Source organism: Herbidospora sp. NBRC 101105, from assembly GCF_030269205.1.
GTDB lineage: Bacteria > Actinomycetota > Actinomycetes > Streptosporangiales > Streptosporangiaceae > Herbidospora > Herbidospora solisilvae.
This window is the reverse complement of the sequence record NZ_BSSX01000006.1, coordinates 301,167-315,179: the sequence shown is the minus strand read 5'-3', so window position 1 is coordinate 315,179 and position 14,013 is coordinate 301,167. Positions and strand designations below refer to the sequence as shown.

Here is a 14,013-nt window from a genome sequence, read left to right as displayed (position 1 = left end):
CTGCGGAAACATGTCCAACCACTTCACCGGCCTCAGCCTCGGCCCGCCCCTCGGCGACCAGCGCCTCGACCTCTGCGACCTCTACGCCTTCACCGCGCCCAACGATCCGAGCCGCACCGTCGTCATCCTCAACGCCAACCCCAACGCCGACGCGCTCCACCCCGACGCCGTCTACCGCATCAACATCGACAACGACGGCGACCTGCTCACCGACATCGCCTTCAGCTGGGTCTACAGCCCGCCCGCACCCGACGGCTCCCAGACCTACACCCTCTACATGGCCACCGGCGACGACGCCCGCGACCCCGAACCGGCCGGCACCGAGATCGTCACCGACGCCGCCGTCTCCTTCGGCCCCCACGCCAACGTCATCGACAGCGGCGCCTACACCGTCGCCGCGGGCAGCCGCAGCGACGCCTTCTTCTTCGACTTCGACGGGATCAAGAACCTCTTCGACACCAGCGGCAACCGCAACTTCACCGCCCCCCACCTCGGCGACCGATCACCATGGACGGGCGTCGACTCCAACACCACCGCCAACGTCTTCTCCATGGCCGTCGAACTGCCCACCGCCGCCCTGCGACCCAATCCCACACTCCGCATCTGGGGCCGCTGCAGCGTCCGCCGCGACGGCCGGCTCGTCCACGCCGACCGCGCCGGACACCCTTCCGTCAGCAGCTTCTTCAACACCGACGACACCAAGGAGGAGTACAACGCCGGCGAGCCCGTCAACGACCGCGACCGCTGGACCGACCAGTTCGTCCACCTCCTCGGGCACACCGGCGGCTACAGCCCCGAAGAGGCCCGCGCCGCGCTCGACGACCACGGCATCCTGCCCGACGTCCTCCACTTCGACCCGGCCAAACCCGCCTTCTATCCCAACGGCCGGACCTTCACCGAGGACGTCATCGACATCCGCGTCGCCTTCCTCACCAAGAACGAGGCGCCGCCCACCGGGCTCAGCCCGCACACCGACACCCTCGACCGGTTCCCCTACCTCGGCGACCCGCACATGACCTAAAAGGAGTGGACGAGCGGAAACCCGCCCTTGTAACGTGCCGTCGACCGTGACCCCACCACAGGAGGTGAGACCCATGAACGCGAGAACACCATGGGTGCTCCCCATCCCGTCACGGCCGGGCGGCTGACGAAACGCCGCCGGGAGCGCCGCCACCACGGCACTCCCGAAAGGCGACACCAATGCCCCACCCAGACGCCGACGTCGTCATCGCCGGCTGCGGACCCACCGGCGCCATGCTCGCCGCCGAACTCCGCCTCCACGACATCCACGTCATCGTCCTCGACAAGGACACCGAGCCCGCGCCCGCCTCCCGCGTCGTCGGACTCCACATCCGCACCCTCGAACTCATGGCCATGCGCGGACTCCTCGACCGCGTCCTCGAACACGGCAGACGACGCCCCGCCGCCGGGTTCTTCGCCGCCATCCCCAAACCCGCGCCGGACGACCTCGGCACGCCCTACGCCTACATGGTCGGCATCCCCCTGCCGGTCATCAACCGCATCCTCGCCGACCACGCCACCGGACACGGCGCCGACATCCGGCACGGCCACCCCGTCACCGGCCTCCGCCAGGACGACGACGGCGTCACCGTCGAACTCGCCCACGGAGAACGACTCCGCGCCCGTTACCTCGTCGGCTGCGACGGCGCCCACAGCACCGTCCGCAAACTCCTCGGCGTCGCCTTCCCCGGCGAACCCTCACGCAACGACACCCTCATGACCGAGGTCGAAACCGGCACACCCCCCGAAGAGATCGCCGCCGTCATGGCCCGGCTCGGCGACCACCACCAACGCCTCTGGCTCCGCCCCGCCGGCCCCGGCCTCTACACCGTCGTCGTCCCCGCCGCCGACGTCGCCGACCGCAGCCAGCCCCCCACCATCGACGACGTCCGGGGGCGGCTCCGCGCCCTCATCGGAACCGACTTCGGCGTGCACTCCCCCCGCTGGCTCTCCCGCTTCGGCGACGCCACCCGCCTCGCCGACCACTACCGCCTCGGACGCGTCCTCCTCGCCGGCGACGCCGCGCACATCCACCCGCCCATCGGCGGACAGGGCCTCAACCTCGGCGTCCAGGACGCCGTCAACCTCGGCTGGAAACTCGCCGCCCACATCCGCGGACGGGCCCTCGCGGACCTCCTCGACACCTACCACGCCGAACGCCACCCCGTCGCCGCCGCCGTCCTCGACAACACCCGCGCCCAGATGGAACTCTCCGCCGCCGAACCCGGCCCCCGGGCCGTGCGCAGGCTGCTCACCGAACTCATGGACATCGACGCGGTCAACCGCCGCCTCATCGAGAAGATCACCGCCATCGACATCCGCTACGACTTCGGCGCGGGCCCCGACCTGCTCGGCCGCCGCCTGCCCGACATCGCCGTCAAGCACGGCAACCTCTACGGCCTGCTGCGGCACGGCCGGGGCCTGCTCCTCGACCGCACCGAACGCCTGACCACCGGCGGCTGGTCGGACCGGGTCGACCACCTGGCGGACCCGACGGCCGAGCTGGACGTCCCAGCCGTGCTGCTGCGCCCGGACGGCCACGTGGCCTGGATCGGCGACGACCAGCGGGACCTGGAGGGCCACCTGACCCGCTGGTTCGGTGAGGGCCTGTCACGGTCCGACGCCTTTACAAAGTAGATTTCTGCGGCGCAAGCCCACGACGAGGGCGAGCGCGAACAGCGGCAACCAGCCCAGCCGGGCCGCCACCCAGCCGGGATCCCCCGGCACGGTGTGCAGCCCGGCCAGCGGCCCGGCGGGCAGCGCGAGCGCCGTCACCACGACGAGCGCCGTCTGGTGCCACACGTAGACGGTCATCGCCGCCACGTTCACCGCCGCCACCACTCCCCACAGGGCCGGGCGGCGCATCAGCCTCCGCAGCGGGCCGAGCAGCAGCAGGGCCGCGCCCGTCTGGGCGAGCCCGAACGTCACCGCCGCCAGCGTCGGCGGCGACTGGTTCGACACCGCCGCTCCCGGCACGCCGACCATGGCCGCCGGATAGCCCCCCACCGTGATCAGGACGCCGGTCGCGACGGCCCCGGCCACCAGCAACGTCCGCCCGTCGAACCGCCGCCAGGACAAGCCCACGCAGAAGGGCACCAGCCAGGCCGCCCCCACGTTGATCCAGCCCACCCATCCCGGCGCGTCGAAGCCGAACCGGGCCAGGTCGACGGCCGCGACCACGGCCACCGGCCAGCCGGGGTGCAGGCGGGCGACCAGCGGCGTCGCGGCGATCAGGGCGGCGTACACGGGCAGGAACCAGAGCGGCGACCACACCAGCTTGGCCAGTGCCGCGACCGTCGCGGGGTCGGCGCCGCACGCCAGCAGGACGACCACCACCACGGCCCACACCCCGGCGAGCGCGGGCAGCGGGCGCAGCAGCCGGATCAGGCGCAGCCGCGGCGGGGTCGTGCTCCGGGCCGCGACCATGCCGCCGACCAGGAAGAACAGCGCCATCGTCTGGAGGAGCCAGGACGCCGGGGCCAGCTCGGGCAGGTGCTTCAGCGGGCTCGTCACCCTGATCGTGCCGCTGTCGGCGACGAGCGCGGTGACGAGCCAGTGGCCGCAGACCACCCCGGCGACGGCGAGGGCACGCAGCGCGTCGACGCCCCGGTCACGCATGGGCCACGATCCGCGCGATGCTCGCCAGCGACCGGCCCGACAGGTAGTCGCCGTGGCCGGCGTCCCCGGCGTCGAACCGCCGCGCGCCGAAGCCGGGGGCCGTGGGATCGGGGCCGAACACGGCCGGCACGTCGCCGATCCAGTCGCCGCTCCCCCGGCCGGCCCAGACGGCCCGGCCTCCCAGGGCGGCGGCCGACGGGGCCGGGACGCCCGCGGCGCCGTACAGGACCAGATTCTCGACCGGTAGGCCCGGCGCGGCGCGGGCGCACACGACGGCGCCGTAGGAGTGGCAGAGCAGGGAGATCCGCGCGCCCGGGTACGCCGCGGCGAGCCGGGTGACGAAGCCGCGCAGGCGCGGGGCCGCCGCGTCGGCCCGAGCGGTGGTCACCGAGGCGAGGCTGAGCAGGCGGGGGGCCGGGTAGCCGAGCCAGGCGACGACCGCCGAACCGGGCCCGAGCGCGGCCCGCAGGCGGGTCGTGCCGCCGCGGAGACGGCCGTAGGCGTCGAGGGTGGTGCCCGCGCCCGGGACGACGACCGCCACGGTCCGGGCGGGGAGCGTGCCGACGACCTCGACCGCCGTGCCGCCGTCACGGCCGTCGAAGGCCAGGAAGGTGCGCGACGGCTCGGCCATCGCGCGCAGCGACGCGGCCCTGGTCGTGTCCCCGCGTTCGGCGGCGAGCCGGGCGGCGCGGCCGATCGCCTCCCTGGTCAGGGTGTACTGCGCCGGGCCGAACGCGACCGGGGTCTCCGGCGGCGCGGCGACGCCCTGGCCGGCGACCGGCACCGCGACCGACGCGGCGAGCACGAGGGACCACAACACACGTCTCATGCCGGGGACGATGCCGGAGCCCGGCGGAGGGACACATCGGAGCGAAGGTGTACGACCACGGTCCGATCCCCTCGCACCGTCGGCGAACCTACGATCGCCTCATGTGGTGGACGGTTCCGCCGTGGGCGGTCGGCGTGCTCGTCATGGTCCTGTCGCGGGGCGGCTCCCCGAGCGGTCGCGACCTGGCCGTGATGGCGGTCACGACCGTGCTGGTCGTGGCGGGCGGCTCGCTGCTCGACCGGCTGCCCCTGGCCGGGCTCGGCCTCCTGCTGGCCACGCTTCCGGCCGGTGGGTGGCTCTCGATCGGGATCCTGCCGTTCGCCCAGTTCGCGGTGGTCGCCTTCGGCCTCTACCGGATCGCCGCCACCGCGACCCCGCGCGTCTCCTCGATCGCGCTGGCGGCCACGGCCGCCGTGGAGATCCTCTGTCTGGTCTCCGCCCCGCCCGTCTACTCCGTGCTGGTGCTGTTCGCCGTGATCGCGTGGCTGCTCGGCCGGGCCGTCGGGCAGGCCAGGGAGCACGGCGCGGCCCGGGTGAGCTGGACCGCCGCCAAGGCCGTCACCGACGAGCGCCTGCGCATCTCCCGCGAGCTCCACGACACGGTCGCCCACTCCATCGGCGTCATCGCCTTCCAGGCCGGGGCCGCGCGGCGGGTGATCGGGACCCGCCCCGACGAGGCGGCCCGGGCGCTCGGCGAGATCGAGACGGCCGGGCGGGAGGTGCTCACGGGGCTGCGCCGCATGCTGGTCGCGCTGCGCGACGGCGACCCGGCCCCCGCCGGCGGGCTGGCCGACCTGTCGCGGCTCGGCGGGGCCGGGCTGAGCGTGGAGATCCGGGAGCTCGGCGGGCGGCGGGACCTGCCGCCGGAGGTCGACACGGCGGCGTACCGGATCATCCAGGAGGCCGTCACCAACGTGGCCAGGCACGCCGCGACCGGCTCGTGCACGGTGACGATCGACTACCGGGAGACCGAGGTGGCCGTCGAGATCGTCGACGGCGGGCGGGGCGGCCGGGGGCCGGTCACGCCGGGGTTCGGGCTGGCCGGCATGCGGGAGCGGGCCGCGCTGCTGGGCGGCGAGTTCGCCGCCGGTCCCGCGCCCGGGGGCGGGTTCCGGGTGGCGGCCCGGCTGCCGGTGGAGGCGCGGTGAGCGTGCGCGTGCTGCTGGCCGACGACCAGCCGCTGATCCGGACCGCGCTCCGCATGGTGATCGCCGACGCGCCGGGCCTGGAGGTCGCCGGCGAGGCCGGCACGGGCGCCGAAGCGGTCCGCCTCACCCGGGAGCTCGGCCCCGACGTGGTCGTGATGGACATCCGCATGCCCGGCATGGACGGCATCGAGGCGACCCGGCGGATCACCGAGGCGGGCGGGAGCACACGGGTGGTGGTGCTGACGACCTTCGACGACGACGAGAACGTCTACGGCGCCCTCCGCGCCGGGGCCGCCGGCTTCCTGGTGAAGGACATGGCGCTCGACGACATCCTGAGCGCGGTGCGGGTGGTCGCGGCCGGGGACGCCCTGATCGCGCCCGGGGTGACCCGCCGGTTGATCGCCGCCTTCGCCGCCCGGCCGGGTCCCCGCCCGAACACCCGCCCGGAGCCGCGCGCACTGACCGGGATCACCGATCGCGAGCGGGAGGTCCTCACGCTGATCGGGCGCGGCCGGTCGAACGCCGAGATCGCCGCGGAGTTGTTCATCAGCCCGGCGACGGTCAAGGCCCACGTGACCCGCCTGCTGGTGAAGCTGGCCGCCCGCGACCGGGTGCAGCTCGTCATCATCGCCTACGAGACGGGCCTGGTGCCGTGAGCCGTCACGCCTGGAGCGCGGCCTCGACGAACCTGCGTACCAGCCGCTCCTGCCGGCCCGGCACGAAGGCCAGCGAGACGGGGATCGGCGGGGCGTTCCGCACCGGCACGAACGTGACCGCGGGATGGACGGAGCGCCGCCGGGCGACCTCCGGCACCACCCCGATGCCGCGCCCGGCCGCGACCGACTCGATCCACTCGTCGAAGTTCCCGGTCTCGACGACGGCGCACGGCCGACGGTCGGGCCACGACCACGGCCCGGTCGTCCCGCTCAGGACGTTGACGACCAGGGGCCAGTCGGGGATCTCCGCCCAGTCGACGTGCTCGCGCGTGGCCAGGGGCGAGTTCAGGGCGCAGACGGCCACCCGCGTCTCGTCGAAGAGGTGCACCACCCGCAGCTCCCCCGCCGCCGTCTTCGGTTCGCCCCGCACGAGCGCGACGTCGACGGCGCCGTGCTCCAGGGCCGCGATCGTGTCGTCGGCGCGGACCATCACGACCGTGCTCGAGGTCGCCGCCTCGAACCTGCCGACCAGGTCCTGAGCCCACGGATCGGGCAGCAGCCAGCTGAACCCCAGCCGCAGGCGGCTCTGCCGCCGGGCCGCGGCCACCGCGCGGTCGAGGTCGCCGAGCACCCGCTCGACGTCGTCCAGGAACTCCCGGCCCTCGTTCGTGAGCTCGACGTGCCGGGAGGTACGGTCGAGCAGCCGCACCTGGAGCGTGTCCTCCAACTGGCGGACGGTCCGGCTCAGCGCGGGCTGGGTGATCGCCAGCTCCTCGGCCGCCCCGGTGAAGGAGCCGAGCCGGGCCACTGTGGCGAACGCCCTCAGGTGCCGGAGCTCCACATCCATGACCAACAAGCATAGATGCACGACAATAGGCATTTCCGGACACCCCTGAGGTCGGCCTAGCGTCGAAAGAGGTGTGCCTCGTCCGCCGATGTCGACGAAAGGACCGATCGTGCACAGTTCGCTCACCGGCCTGGGCCTGACCTCCCCCGTCCTGGCGGCTCCCATGGCCGGCGGGGGCAGCACGCCGGCGCTGGTGATCGCGGCGGCGGAGGCGGGCGGCCTCGGGTTCGTCCCCGCGGGATACCAGACCCCGGCCGCGCTGGCCGAGCAGATCGGCCGGGTACGCGCGGCGGGTGTGCCCTTCGGGGTGAACCTCTTCGCCCCCAACCCCGTGCCGGTCGACCCCCGGCGCTACCGCCAGTACGCCGACCTGCTGCGCGCCGAGGCCGACCGCTTCGGCGTCGACGTCGGCGGCATCGGGCCGACCGAGGACGACGACCACTGGGCGGACAAGATCGACCTGCTGCTGGCCGACCCGGTCCCGGTGGTGAGCTTCACCTTCGGCCTGCCCGACGCCGCGACCGTCGCGGCGCTGCGGGCCGCGGGCTCCCTCGTCGTGCAGACCGTCACCTCGGCCGAGGAGGCGCGGGCCGCCGCCGACCGGGGCGTCGACGTCCTGGCGGTCCAGGCGTCCGCCGCCGGAGGCCACTCGGGCACGCTCACCCCGGAGCGGATCCCGCCGGACGTCCCCCTGCCCCAGCTGCTCGGCGAGGTCGGGGCGGCCGTGCGGCTGCCGCTGATCGCGGCGGGCGGCATCGCGACCCCGACCGCCGTCGGCGCGGCGCTGGCCGCGGGCGCCGACGCGGTGAGCGTCGGCACCGTGCTGCTGCGCTCCGACGAGAGCGGCGCGTCGGCCCCGCACCGGGAGGCGCTCGCCGACCCCCGCCGCAGGTGCACGGTGGTCACCCGCGCGTTCACCGGCCGCCCGGCGCGCGGCCTGCGCAACACGTTCACCGACCGGTACACCGCCGATGCCCCGGCGGGCTACCCGGCCCTCCACCATCTGACCAGCCCGATCCGCAAGGCGGCCGCCGCCGCGGGCGACCCCGAGCGGATCAACCTCTGGGCCGGCACCGGCTACCACAACGCCCCGGCCGAGCCCGCCACCAGGATCCTGACCGGCCTCACCCGGCGCCTGTGGTTGTGACGCCTTCAGCCCGCGAGGGCGGCGGCCGCTTCGCGGTAGATGACCTCCGGGGCCTCCGCCAGCCACGCCTTCACCTGGCGGCTCCACTCGTCGGCGAGCACCTCGGACCGGTGCTGCTCGACGCCGTCGAGGGCCGCCGCGACGATCACTTCGGGGGCGGCCTTGTCACCCTCGTACCAGGCCATCATGTCGGTGTCGGCGGCGCCCAGGTGCACCCCCGTCACCAGGGTGCGCTGGGCGGCCAGCTCCAGGCGGACGCTGTTGGTGAGCGCCCATTCGGCGGCCTTGGCGGCGTGGTAGGCGCCCGCGCCGTCGAAGGCGAGCCACGAGATCGCGGACAGCACGTTCACGATCGCGCCGTCGGCCAGCTGCGGCGCGAAGGCGCGGATCACGTCGAGCGTGCCGAAGAAGTGGGTGTCCATCTCGCGGCGGATCAGGTCCCGGTCCCCGCCGACCAGATTCGCCCCGGTCGAGATGCCCGCGTTGTTGACGAGGATGTCGACGTCGGGCGCCGCCGCCACCGCGTCGGCGATCGACGCCCGGTCGGTGACGTCGAGCCGCAGCGGGACGGCCCCCGGCACGTCGACGAGCTCGGGGCGGCGGGCGGTCGCGTACACCTTGGCGGCCCCGCGGTCGAGAAGGGAGAGGACGAACTGCCGGCCCAGGCCCCGGTTGGCGCCGGTGACCAGCACGTGTGCTCCGTTGATCTGCATGCCGATACGCTAAAACCTGACGTTGACGTCAGAGGCAAGTCTTGTGACGGAGGTCACGATGCGTATCGGCGAGTTGGCGGCACAGTCGGGCGTCAGCGTGCGGGCGCTGCGCTACTACGAGGAGCAGGGGCTGCTGGAGGCCGACCGGAGCGGCTCGGGGCAGCGCCGCTATCCCGCGTCGGCGGCCGAGCGGGTCCAGCTGATCCAGATGCTCTACGCGGCCGGCCTGTCGAGCCGGACCATCGCCGAGTTGCTGCCCTGTGTCGAGTCCAGGGTCAGCACCCCCGAGTCACGGGCCCGGCTGGCCGCCGAGCGTGACCGCATCGACGCCCAGATCGCCGCGCTGACCCGCACCCGCGACCGTCTCGACGCGGTCATCGTGATGTCCGGACTTCCGGCCAGTGGCTGCACGTGGATTTCCGACCACGACATCACCCAACAGGCGGAAATGGCCGGCGGATTGAACGGTTCAGCAGACGCGCGGTGAACCGTCTCACTTAGCGGGATCCCCGCTTCTCACAATCGCGTTTCCGGTTTATGAACGGCGTGACGACATTTCCCACCGGAAGGAAAAACGTGACGCGATTATCGAGGGTCCTGATGGCGGTCGCGATCGCCCTCGGGCTCGTGCAGGTCGCCGCGAGCCCCGCGCAGGCCGCCGTCCCCAACCGCTGGGGCTACGCCTACGTCGACGTCCCCGCCGGAATCCCCAGCCTTGCCCACCAGGCTGGAAGCTGGCCGGGCGGCTTCAACGTCAGCGTGACCCCGGGCGTGCCCGGCGAGACGATCGTCCGGTTCCCGCAGATCGCGGGCCCCGGCGGCGTCGCCCACGCCACCGCGGTGGCCAACGCCCCCTACATCTGCCAGGTCGCCAAGTGGACACCGGTCGGCCCCGACCAGATCGTCGTGGTCAGGTGTCACCAGTTCGGCGGCGCGCCGGTCACCACGCCGTTCACGGTCACCTGGTCGGAGAGCACACCCCCGATGGTCGGGCCCGCCGGGCAGGGCTTCGGATACGTGCACTACAACGGCGGGACCGTCGCCTCCTTCAACTCCGCGGGCGGCGCCAACGTCGTCAGCGTGCTGGGGGTGGGCTGGTACAAGGTCGACCTGAACGGCCTCGGCTTCGCGACCCCGGCCGGGAACATCCAGGTGACGGCGCAGAACGACCTGACCCAGGCCAGGTGCAAGGTCGTCAACTGGGCCCCCGGGGTGGCGGTGCAGCAGATCGAGGTGCGGTGCTTCAACGCGGTGAACACCCCGATGAACTCCGGCTGGAGCCTGACCTACCAGCGGGAGCGCAACATCAACGGGCGCTGGGTGCCGCCGAAGGCGTTCGCGTACACCTTCGACCACACGCCGGCCAACCCCGGGCCCTACGCGCCGGCGCCCGCGGGGGTCAACTACAACTCGCAGGGCGTGGTCAACACCGTGCGGTCGTCGGGGGTGGGCCTGCGTATGGTCACCTTCCCCCGGGTCGGCTTCCCGATCGACCACGTGCAGGTCACGGCGTACGGGAACAACCCTGACCACTGCAACCTGCAGACCCTGTGGAACACCTCGGGCGCCGTCGCCACGGTGCGGAACGTGCAGTGCTGGACCGGGGTGACCCGGGCCGACCGCGCGTCGTTCGTGTCGTACACCTCGACCCAGTAAGAGGTGGCGGGGGCGGGGCCTCGCCCCGCCCCCGCGTGCTAGTGGGCGGCGCCCGCCAGGTTGAGGCCGACCACCCCCGCGAGGATGAGGACGATCGACACGATCTTCAGCACGCTCACCTCGTCGCCCAGCACCACCATGCCGAGCGTGGCCGTGCCCACGGCGCCGATGCCGGTCCATACGGCGTAGGCGGTGCCGACGTCGAGGCTCTTGAGCGCGGCGGCCAGCAGGCCGAAGCTCAGTACGGCGAAGCCGACGAAGGCGACGGCGGGCAGCGGGACGGAGAACCCGTCGCTCAGCTTGAGGGAGTAGGCCATCGCGACCTCGAACAGACCGGCGGCGATGAGGAGGACCCAGGCCATGACGGCTCCTTTCGGAGCGTCGTCTTGGCAGTCCGGGTACGGCGCGTCTCGTCCGGGCGAATCCCGTCATCGGGTCGCATTACGGTCAACGGACGAGTTTCACCGATGATTCCCCTGCCTCACGCCACGGCGGTGCCCTCCAGTTCGACCATCAGCCCCGGGACGGCCAGCCGCGTCACCCCCAGCATCGTCATGGCCGGCGCCACCCCGGCCGCGCCCAGCCGCGCCGCCAGCCCGCCGTAGTGCCGGAGCAGCAGGTCGACGTCGGTCGTGTAGACGTTCAGCCGCACCAGGTTCTCCAGCGACATGCCCGCCTCCGCGAGCACCGCCTCCAGGTTGCCCAGGCTCAGCGCCACCTGTCCCGCCATGTCGCCGAGGTGCTCCGGCCCGCCCTCGGCGTTCGTCGCGGTCTGACCCGAGACGTAGAGGGTCCGGGTCTGTCCCGACACGAGTTCGCCCTGGTTGAAGCCGAGTTCTGCCGACCACGTCACCGGGTTGACGGCCGTTCGCCGCATCGCCACGAGAGGCTCCGTTCGTTTCGTCTGCGTTCGTCGTACGGGACAGGAGCCTTCCGGTGAATCACGACATCCTCTGTCGTGTATTGCTTCTAGGGTTTCCCCATGCGTGCCGACCGGCTGGTCTCCCTCGTCCTGCTGCTCCGCCGGCACGGCCGGATGTCCGCCCCGGCGCTGGCCCGGGAGCTGGAGGTGTCGGCCCGGACCGTCCTGCGCGACATCGAGGCGCTGTCGGCGGCGGGTGTGCCGGTCTACGCCGAACGCGGCCGGCACGGCGGGTTCGTGCTGCTGCCCGGGTTCCGCACCGAGCTGACCGGGCTGACCCCCGACGAGGCCCTCGCCCTGCTGATCGCGGGGTCGCGGCGCGGCGCGCAGGCGTTCGGGCTCGGTTCGGCGCTGGCGTCGGCGATGCTCAAGGTGGTCGACGCGCTGCCCGACCGTTATCGCGACACCGCTGTGGGGGCGGCCGAGCGGCTGCTCATCGATCCGGAGACCGACCTGCTGTCACGGCGGCTGGTGCACGACGAGACGCCCGACGCCGTCGTGGCCGGGGTGCTGCGCGCGGTGCTGGCCGGGCGCAAGCTGCGCATCCACTACGCCGCCGCCGACCAGGACCCGGAGTGGCGCACGGTCGACCCGATCGGCCTGGTGACCGTGCGCGACCGGGGATACCTGCTGGCCACGCGCTCAGGCGCCGACCGCACCTACCGGTTGTCGCGCATCACGGCGGTCGAGGAGCTGGCCGAACCGGCCGAGCGGCCCGAGCGGGTCGACCTCGACCGGGCCTGGCAGGAGCGCGGCACCCGGTTCCGGGCGGGCGGCGACCAGGTCACCGTGCCGGTCCTGATCGACGCGGCGCGCCGGGAGGAACTCGTCACCACCGCCGTGGCCGTGCTGACCGAAAAGGAGGAACCCGACGGCCGGCTGCGGCTGGAGGTCACCTTCCAGGACTCCCGGCACGCCGTGTGGGCGTTGTGGCGGCTGGGCGCGGGCGCGGAGGCCCTCGCGCCGCCGTGGTTGCGCACCGCCCTGCGCGACCGCGCCGCCGCGCTCGCCGCCCGCTACGAACACTGAGATGCTCCGTTACGGCTCCGCCCGCCCGGCGCCGACCGCCGCCCCCCGCACCCGCCGCGACCGGCGCCGACCGGCCGCGCCGGAACCCGCCGCATCGCCGGAAAACGCGTTGCCCGCCCTCTTCTCCGGGACGTATGGTCTTGCGCCCGTGGTCACAGTTGTGGAGCGAGTGCTGCCCGCGCGCCTCGGGCGGGGTTTCCGGTGGTTGCTGGCGTCGAGCTGGTTGTCGAACCTGGGTGACGGGATCGCCGCCGCGGCGGGGCCGCTGCTGGTCGCGTCGCTGACGAGCGACCCGCTGATGATCTCGTTGTCGGCGCTGGTGAGCTGGGCGCCTCCCCTGCTGTTCGGCCTGTACGCGGGCGTGTTGTCCGACCGGCACGACCGGCGCAGGATCGTGCTGGCCGCGAACGCGGCGCGGGCGCTGGTGCTGGTCCTGCTCGTCGTGCTGATGGCGACCGGCCGGGTGACGGTCGAGTCGGCGCTGGTGCTGCTCGCGCTGCGCGCCGTCGCCGAGGTCTTCGCCGACAACGCCACCGCGACGCTCACGCCGATGATGGTCGGCCGCGACGACCTCGTCGTCGCCAACGCCCGCCTGGGCACCGGGTTCATCACGCTCAACCAGCTCGCCGGGCCGCCCGTCGGCGCGGCGCTGTTCGGCCTCGGCCTGGCCTGGCCGTTCGCCGGCCAGCTCCTCCTGGTGGCGGCGGCGATCGTGCTGGTCGCGCGGATCACCCTGCCGCCGCACCCCCGCCAGGCCGACGGGGCGAAGCCGAACGCCGTGCGCGAGCTGGTCGAGGGCTTCCGCTGGACCGCCCGCCACGCGGCCGTCCGCACGCTCGTCCTGACCATCCTGATCTTCAATTTCACGTTCGGCGCGGCCTGGTCGGTGCTCGTCCTCTACACCCAGGAGCAGCTCGGCCTCGGCGCCCTGGGCTTCGGCCTGATGACCACCATCGGCGGCGTCGGCGGCCTGATCGGCACCGGCCTCTACGGAGCCATCACCCGAAAGGTCAGCCTCGGCGCGCTGATGCGGATCGGGCTCGTCATCGAGACCCTCACCCACCTGGGCCTGGCCCTGACCCACTCCCCGTGGGTCGCGGGAGCGATCTTCCTGGTCTTCGGCGCGCACGCGTTCATCTGGGGCACCACCTCGCTCACCGTCCGCCAGCGCGCGGTCCCCGCCGAGCTGCAGGGCCGCGTGGGCAGCGTCAACACCGTCTGCGTGTACGCCGGCCTGGTGGTCGGCTCACTGATCGGCGGCGTCCTGGCCACCCGCTTCGGGGTCGCGGCCCCGTTCTGGTTCGCGTTCGCCGGTTCGGCGGTGTTCCTGGTCGTCCTGTGGCGGCAGCTCAGGCACATCGCCCACGACGACGCGCCCGCGCCTGGTTGAGCACCTTGAGCAACTGCTCGCCCAGCACCGCGGCCGA

General features: G+C 73.4%; 15 protein-coding genes and 1 riboswitch. Of the genes, 9 read left to right on the top strand and 6 right to left on the bottom strand.

Annotated elements, in window-relative coordinates; genetic code table 11:
* Positions 1-10 precede the first annotated feature (10 nt).
* Together QSK34_RS25235 and QSK34_RS25230 are read left to right on the top strand one after the other, a co-directional pair.
* Positions 11-1,021, top strand: coding sequence for a DUF4331 family protein (locus QSK34_RS25235; protein WP_285587275.1), 1,011 nt, complete (start codon positions 11-13; stop codon positions 1,019-1,021).
* Positions 1,022-1,200: 179 nt separating this feature from the next.
* Positions 1,201-2,658: an FAD-dependent oxidoreductase gene (locus QSK34_RS25230; RefSeq protein ID WP_285587274.1), complete on the top strand. Its 1,458-nt coding sequence runs from the start codon at positions 1,201-1,203 to the stop codon at positions 2,656-2,658.
* On the opposite strand, the gene QSK34_RS25225 is transcribed toward QSK34_RS25230, so the two are convergent.
* Together QSK34_RS25225 and QSK34_RS25220 are read right to left on the bottom strand one after the other, a co-directional pair.
* Complete coding sequence (locus tag QSK34_RS25225) at positions 2,632-3,639, bottom strand: acyltransferase family protein (protein WP_285587273.1); 1,008 nt, start codon at positions 3,637-3,639, stop codon at positions 2,632-2,634. The genes QSK34_RS25230 and QSK34_RS25225 overlap by 27 nt on opposite strands.
* Positions 3,632-4,468 carry an alpha/beta hydrolase gene (locus QSK34_RS25220; RefSeq protein ID WP_285587272.1) on the bottom strand — a complete coding sequence of 279 codons (837 nt, stop codon included), beginning with the start codon at positions 4,466-4,468 and terminating at the stop codon, positions 3,632-3,634. Before QSK34_RS25220 ends, QSK34_RS25225 begins: the two co-directional genes overlap by 8 nt.
* A 101-nt stretch (positions 4,469-4,569) precedes the next feature.
* Here QSK34_RS25220 and QSK34_RS25215 point away from each other — a divergent pair, with 101 nt between their 5' ends.
* The gene (locus tag QSK34_RS25215; RefSeq protein ID WP_285587271.1) at positions 4,570-5,616 is read left to right on the top strand and encodes a sensor histidine kinase; all 1,047 of its coding nucleotides are present in this window, start codon (positions 4,570-4,572) and stop codon (positions 5,614-5,616) included.
* Entirely contained in the window at positions 5,613-6,272 is a 660-nt protein-coding gene (locus tag QSK34_RS25210; protein WP_285587270.1) for a response regulator, read from the top strand. The genes QSK34_RS25215 and QSK34_RS25210 overlap by 4 nt, the downstream gene beginning before the upstream one ends.
* Positions 6,273-6,276: 4 nt before the next feature.
* Here QSK34_RS25210 and QSK34_RS25205 read toward each other — a convergent pair whose 3' ends face one another.
* Positions 6,277-7,119 carry a LysR family transcriptional regulator gene (locus QSK34_RS25205; protein WP_285587269.1) on the bottom strand — a complete coding sequence of 281 codons (843 nt, stop codon included), beginning with the start codon at positions 7,117-7,119 and terminating at the stop codon, positions 6,277-6,279.
* A 109-nt stretch (positions 7,120-7,228) separates the two neighbouring features.
* Between QSK34_RS25205 and QSK34_RS25200 the strand changes: the two genes are divergently transcribed.
* A complete protein-coding gene (locus tag QSK34_RS25200; protein ID WP_285587268.1) occupies positions 7,229-8,266 on the top strand; it encodes a nitronate monooxygenase in 1,038 nt (345 codons plus the stop codon).
* 5 nt (positions 8,267-8,271) lie between these two features.
* Here QSK34_RS25200 and QSK34_RS25195 read toward each other — a convergent pair whose 3' ends face one another.
* Entirely contained in the window at positions 8,272-8,979 is a 708-nt protein-coding gene (locus QSK34_RS25195; RefSeq protein WP_285587267.1) for an SDR family oxidoreductase, read from the bottom strand.
* Positions 8,980-9,037: 58 nt separating this feature from the next.
* Between QSK34_RS25195 and QSK34_RS25190 the strand changes: the two genes are divergently transcribed.
* The gene (locus tag QSK34_RS25190; RefSeq protein ID WP_285587266.1) at positions 9,038-9,466 is read left to right on the top strand and encodes a MerR family transcriptional regulator; all 429 of its coding nucleotides are present in this window, start codon (positions 9,038-9,040) and stop codon (positions 9,464-9,466) included.
* Between the two features lie 89 nt (positions 9,467-9,555).
* On the top strand, positions 9,556-10,635 hold the full coding sequence (locus tag QSK34_RS25185; protein WP_285587265.1) for a hypothetical protein: 1,080 nt from the start codon (positions 9,556-9,558) through the stop codon (positions 10,633-10,635).
* Between the two features lie 38 nt (positions 10,636-10,673).
* On the opposite strand, the gene QSK34_RS25180 is transcribed toward QSK34_RS25185, so the two are convergent.
* Positions 10,674-10,997, bottom strand: coding sequence for a DMT family transporter (locus QSK34_RS25180; protein WP_285587264.1), 324 nt, complete (start codon positions 10,995-10,997; stop codon positions 10,674-10,676).
* A gap of 13 nt (positions 10,998-11,010) precedes the next feature.
* A riboswitch (guanidine-III (ykkC-III) riboswitch) is annotated at positions 11,011-11,078 on the bottom strand.
* Positions 11,079-11,116: 38 nt separating this feature from the next.
* Positions 11,117-11,512: a RidA family protein gene (locus QSK34_RS25175; protein ID WP_285587802.1), complete on the bottom strand. Its 396-nt coding sequence runs from the start codon at positions 11,510-11,512 to the stop codon at positions 11,117-11,119.
* 105 nt (positions 11,513-11,617) lie between these two features.
* Here QSK34_RS25175 and QSK34_RS25170 point away from each other — a divergent pair, with 105 nt between their 5' ends.
* Both QSK34_RS25170 and QSK34_RS25165 read left to right on the top strand, forming a co-directional pair.
* The gene (locus tag QSK34_RS25170) at positions 11,618-12,586 is read left to right on the top strand and encodes a helix-turn-helix transcriptional regulator (RefSeq protein WP_285587263.1); all 969 of its coding nucleotides are present in this window, start codon (positions 11,618-11,620) and stop codon (positions 12,584-12,586) included.
* 148 nt (positions 12,587-12,734) lie between these two features.
* Positions 12,735-13,976, top strand: coding sequence for an MFS transporter (locus QSK34_RS25165; protein WP_285587262.1), 1,242 nt, complete (start codon positions 12,735-12,737; stop codon positions 13,974-13,976).
* The last annotated feature ends 37 nt before the right edge of the window (positions 13,977-14,013 follow it).